The following is a 23,670-nucleotide window of genomic DNA, read 5'->3' as shown; positions in this document are numbered from 1 at the left end:
CGCAAACAGCACTGTGCCCCGCAGCCGGGGCTGCGGGGCACAGTGGGTTCAGGTGACTACCTCTTGCGGAGGGGGTCGTCGGGCTCGTCGCCCTGGTTGAGGTTGGGGATCTGCTCGGTGGGGCGGTCCCAGGGGCCGATGCCGGGCGTGGTGGGCTCGTCGTCGCGGGGCAGGATCGCCGTGGCGCCCTCGTCGGCCGGGTACTCGGCCTCGGTGGCCTGCGGGGCCGACCAGGCGGTCGTGGTGCCTGCCGCGGTGGCGGAGGGGGCCTCGTAGTCGAAGGCGCTGTCGGACGGGCCGTCGCCGGCGGGCTTGCGGCGGTCACGCAGGAACAGCAGCAGCCAGGCCAGGATCAGCAGGGCGCCGAGGATGCCGAGGATGAGCGGCAGCCAGAACTTGGCCATGTTCAGCAGACCCTTGTAGTGGTCGGCTTTGTCGGCCTGGCGTGCGACGGTGCTGTCGGCCCATTTGAAGGTGCCCTTGAGTGCGTGCAGCTTGTACTCGCGGATCGCGGTGGGCATCGCCTCGCTCTGATCGGGGGAGCGGTAGTACTGCTCCTGATCTTCCTTGCCGTCGAGGATGGTGCCGGTGACGGGTTCGACGAACACGTGCCGGGTGGCCTTGGCGTAGCGGTGCATGGTGACCGGGTCGCCCGGCTTGATGCCCTTGCCGGTGATGCCCCACCAGCTCGCCGGCTGGGTCAGCAGCGTGCCGAGGGAGGCCTCGCCCTGCGGGTTGGGGAGTTCGGACAGGTCGGTCTCGGGGACCTCGCTGACGAACTCGTACACCTTGACGCCCTTGAGGGTGGTCTCGCCGACGAAGTTGGCCGGGTTGTCGGTGCGGGTGTTGGTGTCGAAGTACAGGTAGGGGCGCTTCTTGACGTCGAAACCGAATTTGTACTGGAAGCCCTGACGGGGGACGTCCACCGACACGTCCTCGAGGTTGCCGCCCTCGGGCAGTGCCTCGAACTGGATGGAGTGGACCTTGCCGTCGGGGACGGAGGTCTTGCGGTTGACCGAGATGCGGTCGATGGTGGCGCTGAGCAGGCCGTCCTTGCAGGTGCGCTGCTCACCGGCGGCCGCGAAAGACAGGTCGGTCTCCTTGCCGTCGGCGTCGCGGACCCGGTCGATCCGGACCGTCTGCGCCGACTGCACGGTGGCGCGGGTCTTGCTGGACGGGTCGATGATGACCGAGCGGCGCTGCTGGGTCAGGTGGGCGTCGAGCTGCCGGACCTTCTTCTCGGTGAGCGAGCAGCGGTCGAGGACGACGGCGGGGAAGCGGTCGCCGGCGTCGCCGTCGGCGGACACCGTGGTGGCATCGGAGGTGATGTCCAGATCCAGCGGCACCACACGGAGCTGAGACACCAGCACGGTGGGGATGAGGATCGCCGCGGTGATGAAGGCGAAGCCGAACAGCGCCAGCAGTGCCGGCCAGATACGTCTCATTCGTGACTCCTGTGGTTGCACATGACGGTGATACCCTAACCCGCGCCGTGGTCCGGACAGTACGTACGGTCTCATGACCGTGGGGTTTTTACGCCCGGACACGCCCTACTTCAGCGTATGGAGCCCGGGGTTCGGGAGTATGGCGGCCGGGATGATCAGTCGTGGGTGGGCTCTCCGGTGATCCGGTGATCGGCGTGGTTGAGCCCTTCGAGGACCAGCCGGGCGACGTGTCCGTCGCGGATCCGGTACACCACGCGGCGGCCCTCGCGGCGGGTGTCAACGAGGCCCGTGAAGCGGAGTTTGGCCAGGTGCTGGCTCACCGCGGTCCGGGAGGCGCCGACGGCGTCGGTGAGCGCCGAGACGTCGGATTCGCCGTTGGTGAGGTGCCAGAGCAGGCCGAGCCGGGTGGGGTCGGCGAGCATGGCGAACACCTCGGTGGCGGCCTGCAGATGTGCGGCGTCGGGGTCGACGCTGTGATGCAGGCTGGGTGCCGTCTCGGGGACCGCCGGTGTGTGGGCGGTGCGGTCGGCTCTGCCGCCCGTGCCTGTCATGCGCGCCCCCTGATTTGATCCGCCTGTCTTGATCCGCCCGGTCTCGTTCGGCCGGTCAGGTCGGTGTAGCCACCCTAGCCCGTGTGGGCAGGCGCCGGGTCGCCGATCGGATGCCGGCGGCGGGACGCCAGGCGAGTGCGGCGCCCGTCAGCCCGATGAGCGCGACGCCCAGCAGGATTGCGGGACCGGCCGCGCCCTGGGTGGCGGTGGCGCCGGCGATCGGATAGGCGATGAGGTAGGCCGCGTGGGAGGCGGAGAACTGTGCGGTGAACACGTCGTCGGCGGTTCCGGGTGCGGTGTGGTCGGCGATGAGGCGTGGGGCGGACGTGTTCATCAGTGAGGTCGCGATCCCGGTGACGAACCAGAGGGCGAGGAGCGCCGGATAGGTGAGGCCCGCCAGCTGTGCGACCACGGTCAGCAGGAGTGCCGCGCAGCCGGTCAGCGCACCGGCCGTCGCGATCGCCCGAGGTTGCGCGATGCGGCTGATCGTCGGCAGCAGCAGTGCGGTGCACAGTGATCCGATGCCGCCGGCGGCCAGCAGGACGGCGAGCGCGGTGGCGCCCATGCCGAGCCCGGTGTGCACGTAGACCACCGAATACACCATGACGGGTGCGGTGGCTGCCGCACAGCACAGGTTGGCGGCGATAAGGCCACGGAACACTCTGTGCGACACCATGATCCGTAGTCCTGCGGTGGCGCGTCGGTGGAGTGGAAGAGTGGGGGCGGCCGGCGGTACCGAGGCGCGCAGTGCGGCCCGGACCGATCCGACGAGAGCCGCCGACGCCGCGAAACCCGTTGCGGCGATGAGGAACAGACCTGATGTCGGCACCGCGAACAGGAGGGCTGCCGCCAGCATCGGGGAGACGAGCGCCTCGAGATCGTAGGCGACCCGGGAGGCCGCCACCGCCCGCGTGTACTCCTCGCGACGCCCGACGATCGCGGGAATCGCCGCGGTGAACGTGGGCGTGAACGTGGCCGCCGCGGTCTGCAGCGCGAACACCAGGACATACACCTGCCACACCTGCGTGACCAGGGGCAGTGCCGCCACCATCGCCAGCCGCACGGCGTCGGCGCCGACGAGGACCGTCGCCCGCGGGAGGCGTTCGCAGGCGGCGCGCATGACCGGCGCCATGCCCACGTACGCGAGCATCTTGATGGTCAGTGCCGCACCGAGGACGACACCCGCGTCGTCGCCGGCCAGCCGCGCCGCGAGCAGGGCGAGGGCCACCGTGAGCAGACCGGAGCCGAGCAACGACGCCAACTGTGCGGCGTAGAGCCGGCGGAAGACGCGATTGTGCAGCAGTGGTGCCATGCATTCTAGTATCTCATATGTGCGCATCTGCGCACATATGAGATATGACGCACCGTGGCCTTGTTCGCGCAATGTCCTCCCTGGGACCGCGCCGCCGCACTGAACCCACCCTGAGGTCCGTCACCAATGTCCAAGAAGTGCTAAATTGTGCAGCTTTCGTAGTGTTTTGCTCCATGTGGGGGAGGCGAACTTGTTGTCGTACGACGCGCGATTTGTCCATTCCCGGGTCCGGGGTGCGCGGCTGGCGTGGACCGCGGCCGGATCGGGGCCGCCGGTGATCTGGGCGCACGGCCTCACGTCGCGGTCGTACGCGCAGGAGGATGCCGGCCTGTTCGACTGGACGCCGCTGACGTCCGCCCACCGGCTGATCAGGTACGACGCCCGCGGGCACGGCCTGTCGTCGGGTGCTCCGGACCCGGCCGGGTACACCTGGCCGGAGCTCGCCGCCGATCTCCTTGGGCTGCTCGACGCGGTCGCGCCCGGTGAGCGGGTCGACGGGGTGGGCGCGTCGATGGGTGCGGCGACGCTGATGTACGCGGCCCTCGCAGATCCCGGCCGGTTCGGGCGGCTGGTGCTGGTGACGCCGCCGACGATGTGGGAGACCCGGGCCGAGCAGTCCCGTGGCAGGCTGGCCGCGGCCGATCTCGCCGAACGATCGGGGAAAGCTGCGCTGGAGGCGCTCGCCGGTGATGTCCCGACGCCCGCCCTCGCCGGGGCGGCGCGCGCGGCAATGCCCATCGAGGTCGACGACGCGCTGCTGCCGTCGGTGCTGCGCGGGGCGGCTGCCTCGGACGCGCCCGGCGCGGTGGAACTGGCCCGGATCGGTGTTCCGGTGCTGGTCCTGGCCTGGTCGGGCGACCCGGGCCATCCGGTGAGCAGCGGCGAGGCGCTGGCCGCGTGCCTGCCCGACGCGCGGCTGCGGGTGGCGTCCACCCCGGATGAACTGGCCGCCTGGCCCGAGATGGTGCGGCGATTCCTCGGCTGAGGCACTGTTCGCGCGGCCCCGGGCGGAGTACAGTTTTCGACTGTAAGTCGAAAACCTGAGCCGAGAACCTGAGGAGGCCCGATGAGCGCCGCCGATCGTGCTGATTTCGTGGTCGTCGGGGCCGGGATCGCGGGCCTGACCGCCGCTGTCCGGGCAGCCGAGGCGGGCTGCAGCGTCGTCATCCTCAACAAGGGACCACGCTGGCGGGCCGACCGGGCCGAGCAGTCGACGTCGACCTTCTACGCGCAGGGTGGCGTCGCCGTCGTCACCGTCGACGACCCGCTCGATCCCGGTGACCCGGCCGACTCGGTGGACCTGCACCTGACCGACACTCTGGCCGCGGGCGCCGGACTGACCGATCCGGCCGCGGCCCGGCCGATCCTCGCCGACGGCTACGACGCCGTCTGGGGCCTGATGGAGTGGGGTGCGGAGTTCGACCGCACGGCCGAGGGACTGCTCTCGCGGACCCGGGAGGGCGGGCACTCGGTGCGCCGCATCATCCATGCCGGCGGCGACGCGACCGGCGCGGCCATCCAGCGCGCGCTCGGGGCCCGCGCCACCGAACTCGGCCCCGGTGGGCTGATCGACGTGCGCGACGACGCGGTCGCCACCGATGTCCTGCTCGCCGACGGCCGGGCGGTGGGTGTGCGCTACCTGCGCGAGGGCGCCGAACACGCCGTGTACGCGCCGACGATCCTGCTGGCCACCGGCGGTGCCGGGCACCTGTACGCGGCCACCACCAACCCGGCCGGGGCCACCGCCGACGGCATCGGGCTGGCGTTGCGCGCCGGGGCGCAGGTGGCCGATCTGGAGTTCATCCAGTTCCATCCGACAATGCTGTACATCGACGGTGCCGGGGCGGGCGGTGCTGCCCGCGGCAGGCGCACGCTGATCAGCGAGGCGGTCCGGGGTGAGGGCGGCAGGCTCATCGACGTCGACGGACGGTCGGTCACCGAGGGTGTGCATCCGCTCGGTGACCTCGCACCCCGCGACGTCGTCGCCAACGCGGTGCAGGCGGCGATCTTGCGGACCGGGCATCCGTGCGTCTACCTCGACGTCACCGGGGTGCGCGGCGCCGACGGGGGCTTCGAGTCGCGGTTCCCGACGGTCACCGCGGGCCTGGTGGCCTCCGGCGTCGACCTGTCGTCGGGCCGTATCCCGGTGGTGCCGGGCGCCCATTACCTGTGCGGCGGCGTCGTCACCGACACCTCGGGGGCCACCTGCGTGCCCGGGCTGCTCGTGGCGGGCGAGGCGGCCCGCACCGGACTGCACGGCGGTAACCGCCTCGCCTCCAACAGCCTGCTCGAGGGTCTCGTGGTGGGCCGCAGGTCGGCGGCGCTGGCGGTGGCGCGCCGCGACGTGGCGCTGCCGGACTCCGCCGGCGCCGTGGCGGGGACGGCGCCGCGGGTGCTCGATCGCACCATCCTGCAGGACACCATGAGCAGGTACGCCGCACTCGGCCGCGACGCCGCGGGTCTGACGGCCGCCGCCGGGATCCTCGACGCCGCGCCGGCCGCGCCGGGCGGACCGGGCACCGCACGTGAGGTGGAGGACGCGGGCCTGACGCTGGCCGCCCGGGCGGTGGTCGCGGCCGCGGCGGCACGCACCGAGAGCCGCGGATCGCACGTACGCCTCGACTATCCGGACTCTTCGCGCGACGCGGTCTCGCACGTGTTCCGGCTCGACGGCGACGAACTGGTCCGGGACGCACCGGAACGGTCCCTCACGGCCGCGGGAGGGCAGCCGGCGCTGCGCTGACGGCCGGGCGTCACCCCTTCGGCTCCTTCTGCGCCCGCCGGATTCTTTGTCGGCGCCGGTCGCGCTAGGGTGTCGTCTGTCCGAAGTACACAGTGTTCGGTCTGACTTGTTGGGGGGCGAGTGGTGGCGACTACACAGGAGTGTCCATACACTGGCCGTTGGTCCGGAAGTGTGGGATCCGGAGACGCGGGGGCCCGCGACGGTGGCCCCGGCGAACGGACGGGGGAACCGGGACCGGAGGTTCGGGTCAGGCGTGGTGATGGGAGCTCTTCATGAATGGTGCCGGGTGCTGGTCGACGGTCGTGTGCACCCCCGAAGAGCGTGCGCGACTCGGACTGACCAACGACCTGCAATGGCTCGTGCATTGCCGGCTGGCCGTCGGGCACACCGGTAACCACGCCACCGACGCCAGCGACCATCCGCGTTCGGACCGCAGGCTCTGGCTCGAATGGAACGACTTCGACACCCAGGCGCAGTCGCTGATCGAACGTAATCCGTGCAGTGTGCGGTCGCCCTCGGGGGCGCACTGCCTGTTCTTCGAGGCGCACGGCGGACCGCACTTCTATGCCACGGGCAACGGACACGCACCGACGGCCATCGCCGCCGCCTCGGGTAACGGCCAGGCGGGCGCGGGGCCGGGCGGGGGCGGATCGGTCGGTACCGGACCTATCGGTCACGGGCCGGGCGGTAACGGTCCTGCCGGCAACGCCCCTGGCGGTGCCGGGCCGGCCGGTGGCGGATCGGGCGGCCCGTCCGGGCCGCGGCCGGGCGAGGGCTATCGCGGTGGCCGCCGCTCGACGAACATGGAGCCGCCGGTCGTCGAAGGCGCGTCGATGGACGGACTCGAACGACGGCGCCATCAGTTGCCCGAGTCCCGCGTCGACCGCAGGCCCCCGCCGCCGCAGCAACACCAGCCCCAGCAGCAGGGACCCCAGCAGAAGGGGCCCCAGCAGCCCGGACCCCGGCCGCCGCAGACCGGGGCGATGCCCCGGATGGCCGGTCCGGCTCCGCACGGCACCGGTGCGATGCCACGTCAGGCGCCGCCGCCGAACCGGCAGGCACCCCCGTCCGGTGCCTTTCCACGGCCGCAACCGACCGGTGCGCACCCCGTGCAGCCGCCGCGTCCCGCGCCGCCCCAGCAACCGCCCGCCGCGCAGCAGCCTGCCCAATCGCCCGCCGCGCAACAGCCGGCCACGCCGCCGCAGCCACGGCAGGGGCAGCAGTTCGTCACCGGGCAGCACGCCCGGCCCGCAGCGCACAACGCCGCACCCGGCGCGAAGCCGGAGACGCCCACGCACGTGGTATCGGGTTCCGTTGCACCACAATCAGATCCGGTGCGCCCCGGTTCGGCTGCCGATGGTTCCACCGATTCGGGCGTGCAGCTCAGCGGCAGCATCACCCGTCGTGGCGGCCGTCGACGGGCACCCGAGACCGACGATCAGGCGCCCCGCACACCGGCGCCGCAGAGTCCCGAGCCGAAGACTCAGGCGCCGGACGCCCCTGCGAAAGCGGTCCAGGCCTCGGCGCCTGTTCCGGCCCAGCCGCCGCTCCCGGTCCCGTCACCCGCTGCCCAGCCGCCGGTTCCGGTCCAGTCGAAGGCCCCGGCCCCGCTGCCCGAACTGCCCGCGACGGCGATCGCCCGGGTGGTCTCGGATGCGCAGACCGTGGTCCGGGCCGGCGAGATCTCCAACGTCGAGGCCGTCAGCGACGCCCTCGACGAGGTGGCCTCGGCGCTGGCGAAGCTGGCCGCCGCACTGCGCGGACAGTAGTCGGTAGAAACAGCGAACCGCCGCCCGGAACCCTGACCGGGGTACCGGACGGCGGTTGTTTTCAGGGTCTGTGGAGCCCTCAGCCCGCGGCGGCCGCTGCCGCGTGCCGTCCGGCCCGGCGTCCGAAGAACGACCCTTCACCGAGCTGGGTGCCGCTGGCGTAATTCTTGCCGTTCTCGGCGATATTGGAGGCGCAGGCCCCCGCCGCGTACAGCCCCTCGATGACCGAACCGTCCTCGCGCCGCACCTGACCGTCCACGGTGGTGACCATGCCGCCCATGGTGAAGCCGGCGTACATCGCTTTGCCGAGGCTCAGATTGTATGCGGCCCAAGGTCCTTGGGTCAGCGGTGCCAGGTACTCGGGTGCCTTGTGGAAATCGGGATCCTCGCCCTTGGCGGCGTATTCGTTGTACCGGTCGATGGTGACGCGGAGCTTTCCGGCCGGAATGCCGAGTCCTTCTTCCATTTCTTCGACTGATTCCCAGCCGTCGATCAATGGCACGAGGTAGTTCTTTTCCTGGCTCATATGGGTTTCGTCGATAACCAGGAAAGCCGCCGAATCCGGTTGATCCATCACGAATCCCGACGTCCGGGAATGGTAGGAATCCTCGGTGACGAACCGCTCGCCGTTCTTGTTCACGATGATGCCCATCACCATGCTGGCCGGCGGGTAGATGGGTGCGGTGACGAACGCCTGATCCATGCCGCGCAACTGGGCGCCCACCGAGCGGCCCATCCGCAGGCCGAGGCCGTCGTCGTAGGTGGTGCCGAGCGGGTACGGCTTCTGCGCCATCAGAGGCACGTTCTCGGCCACCATCTCCGAGTTGGAGACGAAGCCGCCCGCGGTGACGATCACCGACTTGGCGCGGATGAACCCCGAGGCGTCGGGCGACTTCCAGGCCACGCCGACGACGCGGCCGTCGGTATCGACGACGAGCTGCCGGGCGCCGGTCTCGTACCGCACCTCGACGGCCAGCTCGGCCAGCTTCTTGACCAGCAGTTCGATCACCAACGACGCGCCGCCGGTGTCGCCGGGCACCGGCACCTTGTGGCCACGCGGTGCGGGCACCGCCTGATCGCGGAACGGCCACACCTTCTCGTTGCCGGTGTACATCAGGCCCTGCGTCTGCGGCTGGATGACGGCCTTCTTGGGGTAGTAGCTGCGTTCGAAGCTGAACCCCAGTCCTTCGAGCCAGTTGAAGTGCTCGACGCTGTCCCGGCAGTAGACGTGGATTTTTTCGGGATCGGGGTCGGCCGACACGGCGTTGAGGTACTTCTCCATCTCCTCGGCCGAGTCGGCGTGCCCGGTGGCCTCCTGTACGGCGGTGCCGCCGCCGAGGTAGAAGTGGCCGCCCGCGAGCGAGGTGGTGCCACCGGCGACGGCCGCGCGCTCGAGGACGAGGACGTGGGCGTCGTGGCTCGCCGCCTCGACCGCGGCGCAGCCGCCGGCCATGCCCAGGCCGACGACCAGGACGTCGACCTCATCGGAGAACTGCGGAACGTCGGCGAGGGCGACGGTCTGGGGAATCTCTGTGCTACCTGCCATGACGTAGAGCGTAACCCGAAACTAGAACTTGTTCTAGAACCAATTCTGGACAGGTGTCCGGTTCACTGATTACGGGACTGTAAGAGTCTCCCGGGCCCCGCCCGACCAGGCGTATGAAGGATGAATGGGCACCTCTCGCGACGGACTCGACACCGTCTCCGGGCTGCTCGCGGTCGGCGCCGCACTGGCCGCGGGTGAACTCGTCGCAGCGGCCACCGGCAGCGGGTCGTCACCGTACGTCGCGGTCGGATCGACACTCGTCGACCACATGCCGTCGGGCGTACGGGAATGGGCGATCGAGACCTTCGGCACCTCGGACAAGCACGCCCTGTTCATCGGGATGGGGGTGGTGATCGCACTGTTCGCCGCGTTCGTCGGTCCGCTCGAACGCAGGCGCAGGCCCGCCGGGTCCGTGGTCATCGCGGTGTTCGCGATCGCCGGGCTGGTCGCGGCGCTCGGCAGGCCCGCGGCGTCGGTGTCGTACGCCTGGCCGTCGATCGTGGCCGGCGTAGTCGGGGTGCTCGTGCTGCGGCTCCTGGTCGGTCTGGCCGACACCCCGCACGTGGCCGGCGGCACCCCGCTGACCAGGAGATTCGTGCTGACGGCCGGTGCGGTTGCGGTGACAGCGGCCGCCGCAGCGGCGCTGGCGCGCACCCTGCTCGCCGATACCGCGCACGCCGTCGCCGAACGTGCCCGGCTGCTGCTCCCCACGCCCGCCGACCCCGCACGCCCGGTCCCCGCCGCCGCCGACCTGGGAAATCTCAGCGGCGCAAACCATTTCATCACCGACAACGCCGACTTCTACCGGATCGACACCGCGCTCGTGGTGCCGACGCTGTCCACCGACACCTGGCGGTTGCGGGTGCACGGCCTGGTCGAGCACGAGTTCACGATCGGCTGGGACGAGCTGCTGGCGATCCCGATGACCGAACGCCTGGTCACCCTGACCTGCGTCTCCAACGGCGTCGGCGGTGACCTGATCAGCAACGCCCGCTGGCTCGGCGTCCCGATGCGCGAATTGCTCAACCGCGCCGGGGTGCGGCCGGGCGCCGACATGCTGCTGTCGACCAGCGCCGACGGCTGGACCGCGGGCACCCCGGTCGCCGCCATCGCCGACGGCCGCGACGCGCTGCTGGCCGTCGGGATGAACGGCGGCCCGCTGCCGCTGGAACACGGGTATCCGGTGCGGCAGGTGATCCCCGGCCTGTACGGCTACGTCTCGGCCACCAAATGGGTCGTCGACTGGGAACTGACCACCTTCGACAAGGCCACCGCGTACTGGACCGATCGTGGCTGGTCGGCGAAAGGCCCGATCAAGCTCGCCTCCCGCATCGACAGGCCCACCAAGACCGAGCAGGACGCCGGTGACATCGTGCTGGCCGGGACGGCCTGGATGCAGCACACGGGGATCGCCGCGGTGCAGGTGCGCATCGACGACGGTCCGTGGCAGCAGGCGCGGCTCGCCGCCGACTACAGCGACGACACCTGGCGATTGTGGCGGTTCACCTGGCCCGCGACCCCCGGCCGGCACCGTGTCGAATGCCGGGCGGTGGGCAAGGACGGCGAGGTGCAGACGGAGAAGGAGGCCGACCCGGTGCCGGACGGTGCCACCGGACTGCATTCACGCAGCTACGTCGTGCGCTGAACAGTGCCAAATGTCCCTTAGTCAAGGGAAAGTGAGCTAGCTTACCGCATTGTCTTGCGGCACTTAGCCCATGCTATGTTCTTGCCTAGTTTTGTGACCGGGACGACACCACCCCTTTCCGTCGTTCCACGCATCGGTTGTCGATGCGATCGCCGGGATGTGAACCAGCGGCGATGGTGAATCAGACGACGAATGTGAATCCAGACAAGGTGAAAGAAATATGAGTGTGGGTGTCGTGCGCGAAACGGCCGACGGGGAGCGCCGCGTGGCGCTGGTCCCCAAGGTGGTCGCTTCGCTCGTGGGCAAGGGAGTCGACGTCATCGTCGAGTCCGGAGCCGGAATCGATGCGTTGATTCCGGACAGTCAGTATGTCGATGCGGGTGCCACCATCGGTGACCCGTATTCGGCCGACGTCGTGCTGCGGGTCGCCCCGCCGTCCGACGACGAGATCGCCAAGCTGCGCAGCGGCCAGAAGCTGATCGGCTTCTTGGCCCCGCGCAACGCGGACAACAAGATCGGCGCGCTCAAGGCCGCCGGCGTCGAGGCGTACGCCGTGGAGGCGATCCCGCGTATCTCGCGCGCACAGGTGATGGACGCGCTCAGCTCGCAGGGCAACGTGTCGGGCTACAAGTCCGTCATCCTCGCGGCCGAGGAGTCCACCCGGTTCTTCCCGATGCTCACCACCGCCGCGGGCACCGTCAAACCGGCCACCGTGCTGGTCCTCGGCGTGGGTGTGGCGGGTCTGCAGGCGCTGGCCACCGCCAAGCGTCTCGGCGCCCGCACCACCGGCTACGACGTGCGTCCCGAGGTGGCCGAGCAGGTCCGTTCGGTGGGTGCGCAGTGGCTCGACCTCGGTATCGAGGCCGCCGGTGAGGGCGGGTACGCCCGTGAGCTCACCGACGAGGAGCGCGCCCAGCAGCAGCAGGCGCTCGAAGACGCCATCAAGGGCTTCGACGTCGTCATCACCACCGCGCTGGTGCCGGGCCGTCCCGCACCGCGCCTGGTGACCGCCGGTGCCGTCGAGGGCATGAAGGCCGGCAGCGTCGTCATCGACCTCGCCGGTGAGACCGGTGGCAACTGCGAGCTGACCGAGCCGGGGCAGACTGTCGTCAAGCATGACGTCACCATCGCCTCGCCGCTCAACCTGCCGGCCACGATGCCGGAGCATTCGAGTGAGCTGTACTCGAAAAACCTGCTGGCCCTGATCGAGCTGATGCTCGGTGAGAACGGCGCCATCACCCCCGATTTCGACGACGAGGTGCTCGCCGCGGCGTGTGTCACCCGTGAGGAGGCCTCCGCCTGATGTACACCGGGCTTCTGGCGAATCTCGCGATCCTGGTCCTGGCCGGGTTCGTCGGGTTCGCCGTCATCTCCAAGGTTCCCAACACCCTGCACACCCCGCTGATGTCGGGCACCAACGCCATCCACGGCATCGTCGTGCTCGGCGCGCTCGTGGTGCTCGGCCAGCTCCCGGCCGACGCCGGCTGGGGTGTGCGCATCATCGCGTTCGTCGCGCTGGTGTTCGGCACGCTCAACGTGATCGGCGGCTTCGCCGTCACCGACCGCATGCTCGGCATGTTCAAGGGTAAGAAGGAGGCCGCCAAGTGAACGACGTTCTCCTGCTCGCACAGGGCACCCACGACCCCAGCGAGACGATCTCGTATGTGGTGATGGCGCTGTACATCGCCGCTTTCTCGCTGTTCATCTACGGTCTGATGGGCTTGACCGGCCCCAAGACCGCCGTCCGCGGCAACTGGATCGCCGCCGTCGGCATGGGCCTGGCCGTGGCCGCGACGCTGCTGTTCGTCTGGAACCAGGGCGCCGTCGCCGAGGCCGGGTCACACGGACGCGACGACGTTCCCGCGATCAACTGGATCCTCATCGCCGCCGGCCTGATCATCGGTGTGGCCCTCGGCATCCCGCCTGCCCTCAAGACCAAGATGACGGCGATGCCGCAGTTGGTCGCGCTGTTTAACGGTGTGGGTGGCGGTACCGTCGCGCTCATCGCGTGGGCCGAGTTCATCGAGACCGACGGCTTCAAGGAGTTCCACGGTGTGGTGCCCGCCTCGCCGATGGTGGTCGGTTCGCTGATCGCCGCGATCATCGGTTCGATCTCGTTCTGGGGTTCGCTGGTGGCGTTCACCAAGCTGCAGGAGATCATGCCGAAGGGGCTGGAGAAGTTCTCCGTCGCCAACGCCAAGCTCTTCCAGCTCGCCAACATCGTGCTGCTCATCGTCTCGCTGGTCCTGGCCGTCTTCATGGGCGTCAAAGCCGCCTCCGGTGACGGATCGGCGATCTGGTTCATGGTCGGCCTGCTGATCGCCGCCGGCGTGATGGGCCTGTTCGTGGTGCTGCCGATCGGTGGCGCCGACATGCCCGTGGTGATCTCGCTGCTCAACGCGATGACCGGTCTGTCCGCCGCTGCCGCCGGTATCGCCCTGGACAACACCGCGCTCATCGTGGCCGGCATGATCGTCGGCGCGTCCGGTTCGATCCTGACCAACCTGATGGCCAAGGCGATGAACCGGTCGATCCCGGCCATCGTGTTCGGCTCGTTCGGTGGTGGCGACGCCGCCGCCGGTGGACCGGTCGGTGCCGCCGGTGGCACGGTCAAGGCCACCTCGGCCGCCGACGCCGCGATCCAGATGTCGTACGCCAACCAGGTCATCGTGGTGCCCGGTTACGGTCTGGCCGTCGCCCAGGCGCAGCACGCGGTCAAGGAGATGGCGTCGTTGCTCGAGGCCAAGGGTGTCGAGGTCAAGTACGCGATCCATCCCGTTGCCGGCCGGATGCCCGGTCACATGAACGTGCTGCTCGCCGAGGCCGACGTCGCCTACGACGCGATGAAGGAGATGGACGACATCAACGGCGAGTTCAGCCGTACCGACGTCGCCATCGTCATCGGCGCCAACGACGTCACCAACCCGGCCGCCCGCAACGATCCGAGCTCGCCGATCCACGGCATGCCGATCCTCAACGTCGACGAGGCCCGCTCGGTGATCGTGCTCAAGCGCGGTATGAGCTCGGGTTACGCGGGTATCGAGAACCCGCTGTTCTTCGGTGAACGCACCTCGATGCTGTTCGGTGACGCCAAGAAGTCCGTCGACAGCGTGATCGAGGAACTCAAGGCGCTGTAGTTCGCAGCGTCAGACACAAACCCCACCGATACGCCCCGGCACGACAATTATTGCGATGCCGGGGACTATCGGTGGGGTTTGCGCCGTTCGGGGTGTTTGAATGGGCGGCATGCGTATGGTCGCGGCGCGGATCCTGTTCGTTCTTGGCACGGCGTGCCTGGTGCTGGGGTTGTTCGCCGGGCTGCTGAACCGGGAGGTGATCGACTCCGAGCGGTTCGCCGGGCACGTCGACTCGGTGCGGCAGGACCCCGACGTCGCGCGGGTGGTGGGGCTGGAGGTGTCGGACCGGCTGCTGGAGGCGGCGCCCGACCTGGTGGCGTTGCGGCCGCTGGTGGAGTCGGTGTCGTCGTCGGTGATCTCCTCGCCGGCGGCGGGGCCGGTGGTGCGCTCGGCCGCGGTGCCGCTGCACCGGGCGATGACCACCGGCGACACGGCGCTGCCGATCCTGCGGATCGCCGACATCGGGGCGGTCGCGATCGCCGCGCTCAAGACCATCGCCCCCGACGCCGCCGCCAAACTGCCCGACGATATGGACGTCACGCTGTCGCAGATCGGGGCGTCGGGCCTGGACAAGAAGATCGTGTCGACGGTGCACCGGGTGCGGGTCACCGCCTGGCTGATGCCGGTTCTGGCATTGCTGCTGTTGCTGGGGTCGGCGCTGCTGCGGGCGCGCACCTGGGAGCAGGTCTCGCGCACCTTCGGCCGCGCGTTCCTGTGGCTGGGCGGCATCGTCGTCGGCGTCATCCTGGGCGCCACGCTCGCCTCGGTGCTGATCCCCACCGACGACATCAAGGGCGCGCTGACGGTGGCCGCGTGGCACGAGATCGACGGCCGGCTGTGGATCATCGCGGCGCTGTCGCTGGTCGTCGGGCTGCTCGGGCTGGCGATGGTCGGGGTCCGCTCGATCCCGGACACCAAGCAGGAATGGCTGGACCTGTGGCAGTGGATGATCCGTCCTCGCCGGGCCACCCGCACGGCACTGGCCGCACGGGGTGCGGTGGTGGTGGTCGTCGGCATCCTGACCGTGCTGCGGCCGTTGACGGTGCTCGCCGTCCTCGGCAGTGCCCTCGGGCTGGGTCTGATCGGTTGGGGCGGACGCGATCTGATCGCGGCGGGTATCAGCTGGCTGCGGTCGGCGGAGAAGAAGCTACACCTGGAGAAGGTCACCGTGCCGCTGGCCGCGCTCACGGTGGTGTCGCTGGTGGTCGCCTCGGTGGCCTACCTGGCCTGGCCGAAGGACCGGGACCTGGCCACCGTGGCGGCCAAGGGTTCAGATCCGCATGCGTGCAACGGATATCGCGAACTGTGCGACCGCCCGTACAACGAGGTCGCCTTCCCCGCGACACACAATTCGATGTCCGCGGCCGACGGTGCGGGCTGGTTTATCGGCGAACAACCCACCGGCGTGATGGGCCAGATCCGCGACGGCATCCGGGTGTTCCTTGTCGACAGCTGGTACGGACAGATGTCCAATCGTCCACCGACGGTGGCCAATACGCAGGCGAGCCGGGCCGAGGCGCTGGCCGCGGCGGAGAAGACGTACGGCAAGGATGTGGTGCGCAGCGCGCTGCGAGTGCGCGACTCGTTCAATCTGGAGCCGGTGGGTTCGGTGAAACCCTATCTGTGCCATGAACTCTGCGAACTCGGCGCCACCGAATGGCTGCCGCTGATGGTGCGGGTCAAGGACTGGATGCGCGATCATCCGCGCGAGGTGATCACCTTCATGGTGCAGGATAAGGTGTCTCCCGAAGACGTTGAGTCCCTGCTGAAATCGGCCGGAATGTACGACATGCTGTACACCCCGACGCTCGGCAGGCCGTGGCCGACGCTGGGGGAGATGATCGACTCCGGCAAACGCCTGGTGTGGATCCACGAGAACACCGGCGGCGGCACACAGCGCCCGTGGGTGCTGCCCTCGGACCTCTGGGTGCAGGAGACCCCGTACGAGTTCAAGAAGGTCGCCGACTTCAATTGCCGGCCCAATCGCGGCGCGGCCGACGCCCCGCTGCTGCTGATCAATCACTGGCTGAGCAATTTCGCCTCCCGGATCAAGGACGCGCACACCGTCAACTCGTCGGCCGTCCTGGGCCCGAGGCTGACGAAATGCCGCACCGAACGCAGGCAGATACCGAACTTCGTGGCCGTCGACAACTACGCGATCGGCGACCTGTTCACCGAGGTGGCCAGGCTCAACGGCGTCGCCTGACCGGCAAAAGACCAGGTTAGGCTCACCTTTCGACGCTGGAACGGTAGGCAGCGGGTTCCCGTCGGGTTGTCTCACAGTGAGACGCCTGTGATGCGGATCACCCTGTTGTATCGGTGGTGCTACAGCCCACCGGCCGGCACGAGCGTCGGCCTTCGATCAGGAGGCGCACATTGAGCAGGCAGAGCTTGACCAAAGCACATGCGAAGATCACCGAACTGTCGTGGGAGCCCACCTTCGCCACCCCGGCGACCCGATTCGGCACCGACTACACGTTCGAGAAGGCACCCAAGAAGGACCCGCTGAAGCAGATCATGCGGTCGTACTTCCCGATGGAGGAGGAGAAGGACAACCGCGTCTACGGCGCCATGGACGGCGCCATCCGCGGCAACATGTTCCGCCAGGTGCAGGAACGCTGGCTCGAATGGCAGAAGCTGTTCCTGTCGATCATCCCGTTCCCGGAGATCTCGGCGGCCCGCGCGATGCCGATGGCCATCGACGCCGTCCCCAACCCCGAGATCCACAACGGCCTGGCCGTGCAGATGATCGACGAGGTTCGTCATTCGACGATCCAGATGAACCTCAAGAAGCTGTACATGAACAACTACATCGACCCGGCCGGGTTCGACATCACCGAGAAGGCGTTCGCCAACAACTACGCCGGCACCATCGGCCGGCAGTTCGGTGAAGGGTTCATCACCGGCGACGCCATCACCGCCGCCAACATCTACCTCACCGTGGTCGCCGAGACCGCGTTCACCAACACCCTGTTCGTGGCCATGCCCGATGAGGCCGCCGCCAACGGCGACTACCTGCTGCCGACGGTGTTCCACTCGGTGCAGTCCGACGAGTCGCGGCACATCTCCAACGGCTACTCGATCCTGCTGATGGCGTTGGCTGACGAGCGTAATCGTCCACTGCTGGAACGGGATCTGCGCTACGCCTGGTGGAACAACCATTGCGTCGTCGACGCCGCGATCGGCACCTTCATCGAGTACGGCACCAAGGACCGCCGCAAGGACCGGGAAAGCTACGCCGAGATGTGGCGGCGCTGGATCTACGACGACTACTACCGCAGTTACCTTCTCCCGCTGGAGAAGTACGGCCTGACCATCCCGCACGACCTGGTCGAGGAGGCGTGGAACCGCATCACCAACAAGCACTACGTGCACGAGGTGGCCCGCTTCTTCGCCACCGGCTGGCCGGTCAACTACTGGCGCATCGACCCGATGACCGACAAGGACTTCGAGTGGTTCGAGGAGAAGTACCCGGGCTGGTACAACAAGTTCGGCAAGTGGTGGGAGAACTACAACCGGCTGCGCTACCCGGGCCGCAACAAGCCGATCGCGTTCGAGAACGTCGACTACGAGTACCCGCACCGCTGCTGGACGTGCATGGTGCCCTGCCTCATCCGTGAGGACACCGTGGTGGACAAGGTCGACGGCCAGTGGCGCACCTACTGCTCGGAAACCTGCCATTGGACCGACGCGGTGGCCTTCCGCAGCGAATACGAGGGCCGGGAAACCCCGAACATGGGACGTCTCACCGGGTTCCGCGAATGGGAGACCCTGCACCACGGCAAGGATCTGGCCGACATCATCGAGAATCTCGGCTATGTCCGCGACGACGGCAAGACGCTCATCCCGCAGCCGCATCTGGATCTCGACCCGGACAAGATGTGGACGCTCGACGATGTCCGCGGCAACGTCTTCAACAGCCCGAATGTGCTGCTGAACGAGATGTCGGACGACGAACGCGAGGCCCACATCGCGGCCTACCGCACCAATCCCAATGGCGCCGTGACGGTCTGATCCCCCGCTCGACAGAGATCCCCGGGCGGTGGATGGTGTGCGTTTCGCCCGCGCATCATCCACCGGCCCGGTCCAGCCCAAACCTTCTGTCAGGAGATGCTGTGGGAGACACACATCGCATCAGCTTCGACCCCGTCGACATCGAGATGGAGGTCGACGAGAACGAGACGATCCTCGACGCCGCGTTCCGGCAGGGCATCCACCTGATGCACGGGTGCCGCGAGGGCCGGTGCTCGGCCTGCAAGTCGTACATGCTCGACGGCGACGTGCAGATGGAGAACTATTCGACCTTCGCCTGCAACGAGGCCGAAGAAGCCGAAGGCTACGTATTGCTGTGCCGCACATACGCCTACAGCGACTGCGAGATCGAGCTGCTCAACTTCGACGAGGACGAGTTGCTCGGCGGCGCCCCCATTCAGGACGTCCGCACCCGGATCAGCGCCATCGAGCCGGTGACCGCCGACATCGTGTCGCTGCGGCTCGACGTCGTCGAACCGGAGACCTTCGAGTTCAAACCGGGGCAGTACGTCGACCTGCATCTGCCCGATTCCGAAGACACCCGGTCATTTTCGATCGCCACCACTCAGTCGACCCCCGACAAGCTCGAGTTCCTCATCAAGAAGTACCCGGGCGGGGTGTTCGCCGGAATGCTGGAGGACAAGCTGGCGGCGGGCGACGAACTGAACATCACCGGTCCGTACGGGTCGTGCACCCTGCGCGACGGGCACGTCCTGCCGATCGTGTGCATCGGTGGCGGTGCGGGTATGGCCCCGCTGCTGTCACTGCTGCGGCACGCGGCCGAGACCGGCCTGAATCGCAGCGTGCACTTCTACTACGGGGCGCGCACCGCCGCCGACCTGTTCTACCTCGACGAGATCGCCGACCTCGGTGACCGGTTGGCGGACTTCACGTTCACCGCCTGCCTGTCGTCGTCCATGGACGGCGCACCCGACGGGGTGCGGGTGGCGGGCGGCAATGTCACCGACATCGTCCGCGCGGCCGAACCGGAGCTCGGCCGCACCGAGGTGTACTTCTGCGGGCCGCCGCCGATGGTCGACGCCGCTCTCGCGCTGGCCGCCGACGCCTGCCTGCCCCGGGACCAGATTTTCTACGACAGTTTCACCAGCCCGGCCTTCGACTGAAGGTCAACTCTCGAATCAGGAGACAGCGCATGTCAGCACCGACCGCTCCACGCGAACGCAGTTTTCCCTCAATAGAATTCACCGATGCGGAGGCGGGCGCCAAGAGTTTTCCGTCCAGCACCTCCCGCAGGTACAGCTACTATCAGCCGGCCAAGAAGCGGGCCACGATGTACGAGGACGTCACCGTCGACGTGCAGCCCGATCCCGACCGGCATCTCACGCAGGGCTGGATTTACGGTTTCGGCAACGGCCCCGGCGGGTATCCGCAGGAGTGGACCGCCGCCAAATCCAGTAACTGGCACGCCTTCCTCGACCCCAACGAGGAGTGGGAACAGACCATCTACCGCAACTCGTCGGCGGTGGTGCACCAGGTGAGCCTGTGCCTGGAGAACGCCAAACGCGCCCGCGCCTACGACGGCTGGAACTCGGCCTGGCTCAAGTTCATCCAGAACAACCTCGGTGCCTGGATGCACGCCGAATCCGGGATGGGCCTGCACGTGTTCACCTCCATCCAGCGGTCGGCGCCCACCAACATGATCAACAACGCCGTCGCCGTGAACGCCGCCCACAAGCTGCGCTTCGCACAGGATCTGGCGCTGTTCAATCTCGACCTGTCCGATGCCGAGGAGGAGTTCGACGGCTCGGCGCACAAGGAGATCTGGCAGTCGGCACCCGAATGGCAGCCCACCCGCGAGGCGGTGGAACGCCTCACCGCGATCGGCGACTGGTGCGAACTGCTGTTCGCCACCAACATCGTGTTCGAGCAGCTCGTCGGCTCGCTGTTCCGGTCGGAACTGGTGATGCAGGTGTCCGCGCGCAACGGCGACTACATCACGCCCACCATCGTCGGCACCGGCGAACACGACTACGACCGCGACCTGAACTATTCGCGGGCACTGTTCCGGATGCTCTCGCGCGACGAGCAGCACGGCGAGGCCAACAAGGCGCTGTTTGCCACCTGGATGTCCGAGTGGGTGCCGCGCTGCCTGGCGGCGGCCCGTGCGCTGCAACCGATCTGGTCGCAGCCGGCCGACAAGTCGATCACCTTCGCCGTCAGTCTCGACGCCGCCAAAGCCAAGTTCTCCGATGTCCTGTCCGACATCGAGGTCACCATTCCCGAGGAGTTGAACCAGTGAGCATGCACTTCGGATCCGACACCGAATTCTCCAACATGTGCGGTGTCACCCTGATGAACACCCCCGTCGGCCGCGTCGTCGCCGACGTCATGGGCGCCAAGGACGGCGTCGAACTCACCGAGTACCCGTCGATGATCCGCGTCGACGGCGTCAACCGGCTCGACTTCGACTACGACGAACTGACCGAGGCGCTCGGGCAGGAGTTCGACGGCTCGATCTTCGAGGAGATCAGCTCCACCCACTACGGCCGGATGGTGCATCTCGACGACCGCACCATGCTCTTCGCCAGCCCCGAAGATGCGGCCGAATTCATCGGCTTCGACCTGACCGCGGCGAACTGAAAGCGAGCACACCATGTACGAGAAGGACGGCGAGAAGTACTTCATCGTTGACGCGCACGTGCATCTGTGGGACGGCCGGGTGCGTAACCGCCGCAACATCCACGGCAAGCAGTTCATCGACTGCTTCTACGACTACCACCGCAACCTCAGCCCCGAGGAGGAGGTGTGGGACTACGAAACCTATTGCTACTACGGCGAACAGCGCCTGATGAAGGATCTGTTCGAAGACGGCCCGGCCGATCACGCGATCTTCCAGTCGACGCTCCTGCGTGACTTCTACATCAACGGGTTCGCGCAGGTGCCGCAGTCCCTGGAACTGGTGCGGCAGAACCCGGACAAGCTCACCTACAACCACGCCTACGACCCGCGCGACGGCGAGGAGGGTCTGGTGCAGCTGCGCAAGGACGCCGAGTCGATGAACCTCACCGGCATCAAGCTGTATACCGCCGAGTGGCACGGCAATTCGCGGGGCTACAAACTCGACGACGCGTGGAGCCGGCGGTACCTGGAGGAATGCCTCAACCTGGGTATCAAGAACATTCACGTGCACAAGGGCCCCACCATCCGGCCCCTGGACCGGGATGCCTTCGACGTCGCCGATGTGGACAAGGTGGCCACCGACTACACCGATCTCAACTTCATCATCGAGCATGTCGGGCTGCCCCGGCTGGAGGATTTCTGCTGGATCGCCACCCAGGAGTCGAACGTGTACGGCGGTCTGGCGGTGGCCATTCCGTTCATCCACACCCGGCCGCGGTACTTCGCGCAGATCATCGGCGAACTCCTGTACTGGATCGGTGAGGACAAGATCCTGTTCGCCAGCGACTACGCGCTGTGGACGCCCAAGTGGCTCGTCGAGCGGTTCGTCGACTTCCAGATCCCGGACGACATGACCGAATACGCGCCGATCACCACCGATCAGAAGAAGAAGATCCTGGGCCTGAACGCGGCTGCGCTGTACCCGCATATTCAGGTTCCGGAGGAGCTTCGGCTGCCGGATTATCCTCCGGCGGTAGAGGTTCCCGATGCAGCGGGCACCGAGCGAGAACCGGTGCACGCATGACCGCCGTCTTCGAGCGGCTGGAGGAGGTCGCCACCGCCGGACCAGCGGTGGCGACCATCCTCGACGCGCTGGGCACGGTGCTCGACCCCGAACTCGACGAACCGATCACCGACCTGAACTTCGTCCGGTCGATCCACGTCGATGACGCCGGGGTCAGCGTGCATCTGCGGCTGCCGACGTCGTTCTGCTCACCGAACTTCGCGTACCTGATGGCCTCGGACGCCCAGGATGCGTTGGAGCGGGTCGAGGGGATCGGTGAGGTGCACGTCTTCCTCGACGACCATCACGACAGCGACAAGATCAACGCCGGCCTCGCCGCGGCCGCCGGCTATAAGGGCACCTTCGGGGAGGAGGCCGAGGACAGCCTCGACGAACTCCGGGACATCTTCATCGTCAAGGCGCACACCGCCGCGATAGAACGGTCCCTGTCCGAGATGCTGGCGCTGGGCCTGACCACCGTCGAACACATCGGTGAGGTGCTGTTGCGGGATCTGCCGCCCGGGCTGAAACGTGGTGCGCTGATGCGCCGCCGCGCCAATCTCGGGCTGAGCCTGTGCCGCAACAGCCGGGTCCTCGTCGGCGACGACGGCGAACGGCTTCCCGACGACCAGATCCCGCTGCGGCTGCGGTTCGCGCGGTCGGTGCGGATCTCGATGGAGGGCAACGCCCATTTCTGCCGCGGCCTGCTGGCCACCCGGTACGCCGACGACGCCGAGTGCGACGGCACGTCGGGACCGCTCATCACAGACACGAGATCGACCACCACGAGATCGAAAGGGACGCAACCATGAAAGCCGTTCAGGTGGTGGGCTACCACGACAAGCTGCAGCTCACCGAGATCCCCGAACCGACTATCACCGGACCGCTGGACGTGATCGTCAAGATCGGCGGTGCGGGCGTGTGCCGCACCGACATTCACATCCTCGAAGGCCAGTGGGAGGCCAAGAGCGGGGTGAGTCTGCCGTACACCATCGGCCACGAGAACGCCGGCTGGGTCCACGCCGTCGGCGACGCGGTGACCAATGTGGCCGTCGGGGACAAGGTGATCCTGCATCCGCTGATCACCTGCGGCCTGTGTACCGCCTGCCGCGACGGCGACGACGTGCATTGCGAGAACAGCGAATTCCCCGGCATCAACACCAACGGCGGCTATGCCGAGTACCTGCGCACCACGGCGCGGTCGGTGGTGAAGATCGACGATTCGCTCGAACCGGCCGACGTGGCCGCCCTCGCCGACGCCGGCCTGACCGCCTATCACGCCGCCGCGAAGGTGGCGCGGGTGACCAGGCCCGGCCAGTACTGCGTCATCATGGGCGCGGGTGGCCTGGGGCACATCGGGATTCAGGTGCTCAAGGCGATCAGCGGGGTGACGCTGGTGGTGCTTGACCGCAACCCGGCCGCCGTCGGCCTGGCCGTCGAGATCGGTGCCGATATCGGCATCGTCGCCGACGGCACCCAGGTGCAGCAGGTCCTCGATCTCACCGGAGGCAAAGGGGCGCACGCGGTTCTGGACTTCGTCGGTGAAGGCGGGGCCACCGCGGAAGGCGTGGCGATGCTGCGGCAGGCGGGCAACTACTTCGTCGTCGGCTACGGCGAGAACATCAACGTGCCCACCATCGACATCATCTCCACCGAGATCAACTTCATCGGCAACCTGGTCGGTTCCTACAACGACCTGAACGAACTGATGATCCTTGCCGCACAAGGGAAGGTCACCCTGCACACCACCACCTACCGGCTCGACGAGTTCCAGCAGGCACTCGACGATCTGGATGCCGGCCGGGTCCGTGGCCGCGCCATCCTCATCCCCTGACCGAACAACCCAG

19 protein-coding genes are annotated in these 23,670 nt (G+C 68.0%); 15 read left to right on the top strand and 4 right to left on the bottom strand.

Going from position 1 to position 23,670, the window contains the following annotated elements:
- Positions 1-56: 56 nt before the first annotated feature.
- The 3 genes from pgfA to GOAMR_RS14185 all read right to left on the bottom strand — a co-directional run bounded on the left by pgfA (position 57) and on the right by GOAMR_RS14185 (position 3,308).
- Positions 57-1,445, bottom strand: coding sequence for a cell envelope lipid trafficking protein PgfA (gene pgfA / locus GOAMR_RS14195; protein ID WP_005189014.1), 1,389 nt, complete (start codon positions 1,443-1,445; stop codon positions 57-59).
- 155 nt (positions 1,446-1,600) lie between these two features.
- Positions 1,601-1,996 (bottom strand): ArsR/SmtB family transcription factor, encoded by a 396-nt coding sequence (locus GOAMR_RS14190; RefSeq protein WP_005189011.1) that lies wholly within the window; start codon positions 1,994-1,996, stop codon positions 1,601-1,603.
- Between the two features lie 55 nt (positions 1,997-2,051).
- Positions 2,052-3,308 carry an MFS transporter gene (locus GOAMR_RS14185; RefSeq protein ID WP_005189009.1) on the bottom strand — a complete coding sequence of 419 codons (1,257 nt, stop codon included), beginning with the start codon at positions 3,306-3,308 and terminating at the stop codon, positions 2,052-2,054.
- A 190-nt stretch (positions 3,309-3,498) separates the two neighbouring features.
- Here GOAMR_RS14185 and GOAMR_RS14180 point away from each other — a divergent pair, with 190 nt between their 5' ends.
- From GOAMR_RS14180 to GOAMR_RS25610, 3 genes are all read left to right on the top strand, one after another.
- Complete coding sequence (locus GOAMR_RS14180; protein ID WP_244427417.1) at positions 3,499-4,293, top strand: alpha/beta fold hydrolase; 795 nt, start codon at positions 3,499-3,501, stop codon at positions 4,291-4,293.
- A gap of 81 nt (positions 4,294-4,374) precedes the next feature.
- A complete protein-coding gene (nadB, locus tag GOAMR_RS14175; RefSeq protein WP_005189005.1) occupies positions 4,375-6,051 on the top strand; it encodes an L-aspartate oxidase in 1,677 nt (558 codons plus the stop codon).
- A 272-nt stretch (positions 6,052-6,323) separates the two neighbouring features.
- Positions 6,324-7,820: a hypothetical protein gene (locus GOAMR_RS25610; protein WP_005189001.1), complete on the top strand. Its 1,497-nt coding sequence runs from the start codon at positions 6,324-6,326 to the stop codon at positions 7,818-7,820.
- A gap of 79 nt (positions 7,821-7,899) precedes the next feature.
- Here GOAMR_RS25610 and GOAMR_RS14165 read toward each other — a convergent pair whose 3' ends face one another.
- Positions 7,900-9,366 carry an FAD-binding protein gene (locus tag GOAMR_RS14165; protein ID WP_005188989.1) on the bottom strand — a complete coding sequence of 489 codons (1,467 nt, stop codon included), beginning with the start codon at positions 9,364-9,366 and terminating at the stop codon, positions 7,900-7,902.
- Positions 9,367-9,490: 124 nt separating this feature from the next.
- Here GOAMR_RS14165 and GOAMR_RS14160 point away from each other — a divergent pair, with 124 nt between their 5' ends.
- The 12 genes from GOAMR_RS14160 to GOAMR_RS14105 all read left to right on the top strand — a co-directional run bounded on the left by GOAMR_RS14160 (position 9,491) and on the right by GOAMR_RS14105 (position 23,657).
- Positions 9,491-11,011: a molybdopterin-dependent oxidoreductase gene (locus GOAMR_RS14160; RefSeq protein WP_005188984.1), complete on the top strand. Its 1,521-nt coding sequence runs from the start codon at positions 9,491-9,493 to the stop codon at positions 11,009-11,011.
- A 220-nt stretch (positions 11,012-11,231) separates the two neighbouring features.
- The gene (locus GOAMR_RS14155) at positions 11,232-12,314 is read left to right on the top strand and encodes a Re/Si-specific NAD(P)(+) transhydrogenase subunit alpha (RefSeq protein ID WP_005188980.1); all 1,083 of its coding nucleotides are present in this window, start codon (positions 11,232-11,234) and stop codon (positions 12,312-12,314) included.
- Positions 12,314-12,619, top strand: a complete 306-nt coding sequence (locus GOAMR_RS14150) for an NAD(P) transhydrogenase subunit alpha part 2 (RefSeq protein WP_005188973.1) — start codon at positions 12,314-12,316, stop codon at positions 12,617-12,619. The genes GOAMR_RS14155 and GOAMR_RS14150 overlap by 1 nt, the downstream gene beginning before the upstream one ends.
- Positions 12,620-12,681: 62 nt before the next feature.
- Positions 12,682-14,148: an NAD(P)(+) transhydrogenase (Re/Si-specific) subunit beta gene (locus GOAMR_RS14145; protein ID WP_083836966.1), complete on the top strand. Its 1,467-nt coding sequence runs from the start codon at positions 12,682-12,684 to the stop codon at positions 14,146-14,148.
- A 100-nt stretch (positions 14,149-14,248) separates the two neighbouring features.
- A complete protein-coding gene (locus tag GOAMR_RS25200) occupies positions 14,249-16,354 on the top strand; it encodes a phosphoinositide-specific phospholipase C-related protein (protein ID WP_005188965.1) in 2,106 nt (701 codons plus the stop codon).
- Positions 16,355-16,524: 170 nt separating this feature from the next.
- The gene (locus tag GOAMR_RS14135; RefSeq protein ID WP_040515332.1) at positions 16,525-18,162 is read left to right on the top strand and encodes an aromatic/alkene/methane monooxygenase hydroxylase/oxygenase subunit alpha; all 1,638 of its coding nucleotides are present in this window, start codon (positions 16,525-16,527) and stop codon (positions 18,160-18,162) included.
- Positions 18,163-18,263: 101 nt separating this feature from the next.
- Positions 18,264-19,304, top strand: coding sequence for a 2Fe-2S iron-sulfur cluster-binding protein (locus GOAMR_RS14130; RefSeq protein ID WP_005188962.1), 1,041 nt, complete (start codon positions 18,264-18,266; stop codon positions 19,302-19,304).
- A gap of 29 nt (positions 19,305-19,333) precedes the next feature.
- Positions 19,334-20,440 carry an aromatic/alkene monooxygenase hydroxylase subunit beta gene (locus GOAMR_RS14125; protein ID WP_005188957.1) on the top strand — a complete coding sequence of 369 codons (1,107 nt, stop codon included), beginning with the start codon at positions 19,334-19,336 and terminating at the stop codon, positions 20,438-20,440.
- A gap of 2 nt (positions 20,441-20,442) precedes the next feature.
- Positions 20,443-20,781: a propane 2-monooxygenase effector subunit MimD gene (gene mimD / locus GOAMR_RS14120; RefSeq protein WP_005188955.1), complete on the top strand. Its 339-nt coding sequence runs from the start codon at positions 20,443-20,445 to the stop codon at positions 20,779-20,781.
- 13 nt (positions 20,782-20,794) lie between these two features.
- A complete protein-coding gene (locus tag GOAMR_RS14115; protein WP_005188953.1) occupies positions 20,795-21,844 on the top strand; it encodes an amidohydrolase family protein in 1,050 nt (349 codons plus the stop codon).
- Positions 21,841-22,635, top strand: coding sequence for an iron-sulfur cluster assembly protein (locus GOAMR_RS14110; RefSeq protein WP_005188951.1), 795 nt, complete (start codon positions 21,841-21,843; stop codon positions 22,633-22,635). The genes GOAMR_RS14115 and GOAMR_RS14110 overlap by 4 nt, the downstream gene beginning before the upstream one ends.
- Complete coding sequence (locus tag GOAMR_RS14105; RefSeq protein WP_005188944.1) at positions 22,632-23,657, top strand: NAD(P)-dependent alcohol dehydrogenase; 1,026 nt, start codon at positions 22,632-22,634, stop codon at positions 23,655-23,657. Before GOAMR_RS14110 ends, GOAMR_RS14105 begins: the two co-directional genes overlap by 4 nt.
- Positions 23,658-23,670: the final 13 nt, after the last annotated feature.

The sequence above is a fragment of the Gordonia amarae NBRC 15530 genome (assembly GCF_000241345.1).
GTDB classification, from domain to species: Bacteria; Actinomycetota; Actinomycetes; order Mycobacteriales; family Mycobacteriaceae; genus Gordonia; species Gordonia amarae.
This window is presented reverse-complemented; position numbering and strand designations above follow the sequence as displayed.

Coding starts and splice junctions, on each gene's coding strand:
- GOAMR_RS14105 (WP_005188944.1), top strand. CDS start 22,632: ATGAAAGCCGTTCAGGTGGTGGGCTACCACGACAAGCTGCAGCTCACC.
- nadB (WP_005189005.1), top strand. CDS start 4,375: ATGAGCGCCGCCGATCGTGCTGATTTCGTGGTCGTCGGGGCCGGGATC.
- pgfA (WP_005189014.1), bottom strand. CDS start 1,445: ATGAGACGTATCTGGCCGGCACTGCTGGCGCTGTTCGGCTTCGCCTTC.
- GOAMR_RS25610 (WP_005189001.1), top strand. CDS start 6,324: ATGAATGGTGCCGGGTGCTGGTCGACGGTCGTGTGCACCCCCGAAGAG.
- GOAMR_RS14190 (WP_005189011.1), bottom strand. CDS start 1,996: ATGACAGGCACGGGCGGCAGAGCCGACCGCACCGCCCACACACCGGCG.
- GOAMR_RS14150 (WP_005188973.1), top strand. CDS start 12,314: ATGTACACCGGGCTTCTGGCGAATCTCGCGATCCTGGTCCTGGCCGGG.
- GOAMR_RS14110 (WP_005188951.1), top strand. CDS start 21,841: ATGACCGCCGTCTTCGAGCGGCTGGAGGAGGTCGCCACCGCCGGACCA.
- GOAMR_RS14115 (WP_005188953.1), top strand. CDS start 20,795: ATGTACGAGAAGGACGGCGAGAAGTACTTCATCGTTGACGCGCACGTG.
- GOAMR_RS14160 (WP_005188984.1), top strand. CDS start 9,491: ATGGGCACCTCTCGCGACGGACTCGACACCGTCTCCGGGCTGCTCGCG.
- GOAMR_RS14125 (WP_005188957.1), top strand. CDS start 19,334: ATGTCAGCACCGACCGCTCCACGCGAACGCAGTTTTCCCTCAATAGAA.
- GOAMR_RS14155 (WP_005188980.1), top strand. CDS start 11,232: ATGAGTGTGGGTGTCGTGCGCGAAACGGCCGACGGGGAGCGCCGCGTG.
- GOAMR_RS25200 (WP_005188965.1), top strand. CDS start 14,249: ATGGGCGGCATGCGTATGGTCGCGGCGCGGATCCTGTTCGTTCTTGGC.
- mimD (WP_005188955.1), top strand. CDS start 20,443: ATGCACTTCGGATCCGACACCGAATTCTCCAACATGTGCGGTGTCACC.
- GOAMR_RS14165 (WP_005188989.1), bottom strand. CDS start 9,366: ATGGCAGGTAGCACAGAGATTCCCCAGACCGTCGCCCTCGCCGACGTT.
- GOAMR_RS14145 (WP_083836966.1), top strand. CDS start 12,682: ATGGCGCTGTACATCGCCGCTTTCTCGCTGTTCATCTACGGTCTGATG.
- GOAMR_RS14185 (WP_005189009.1), bottom strand. CDS start 3,308: ATGGCACCACTGCTGCACAATCGCGTCTTCCGCCGGCTCTACGCCGCA.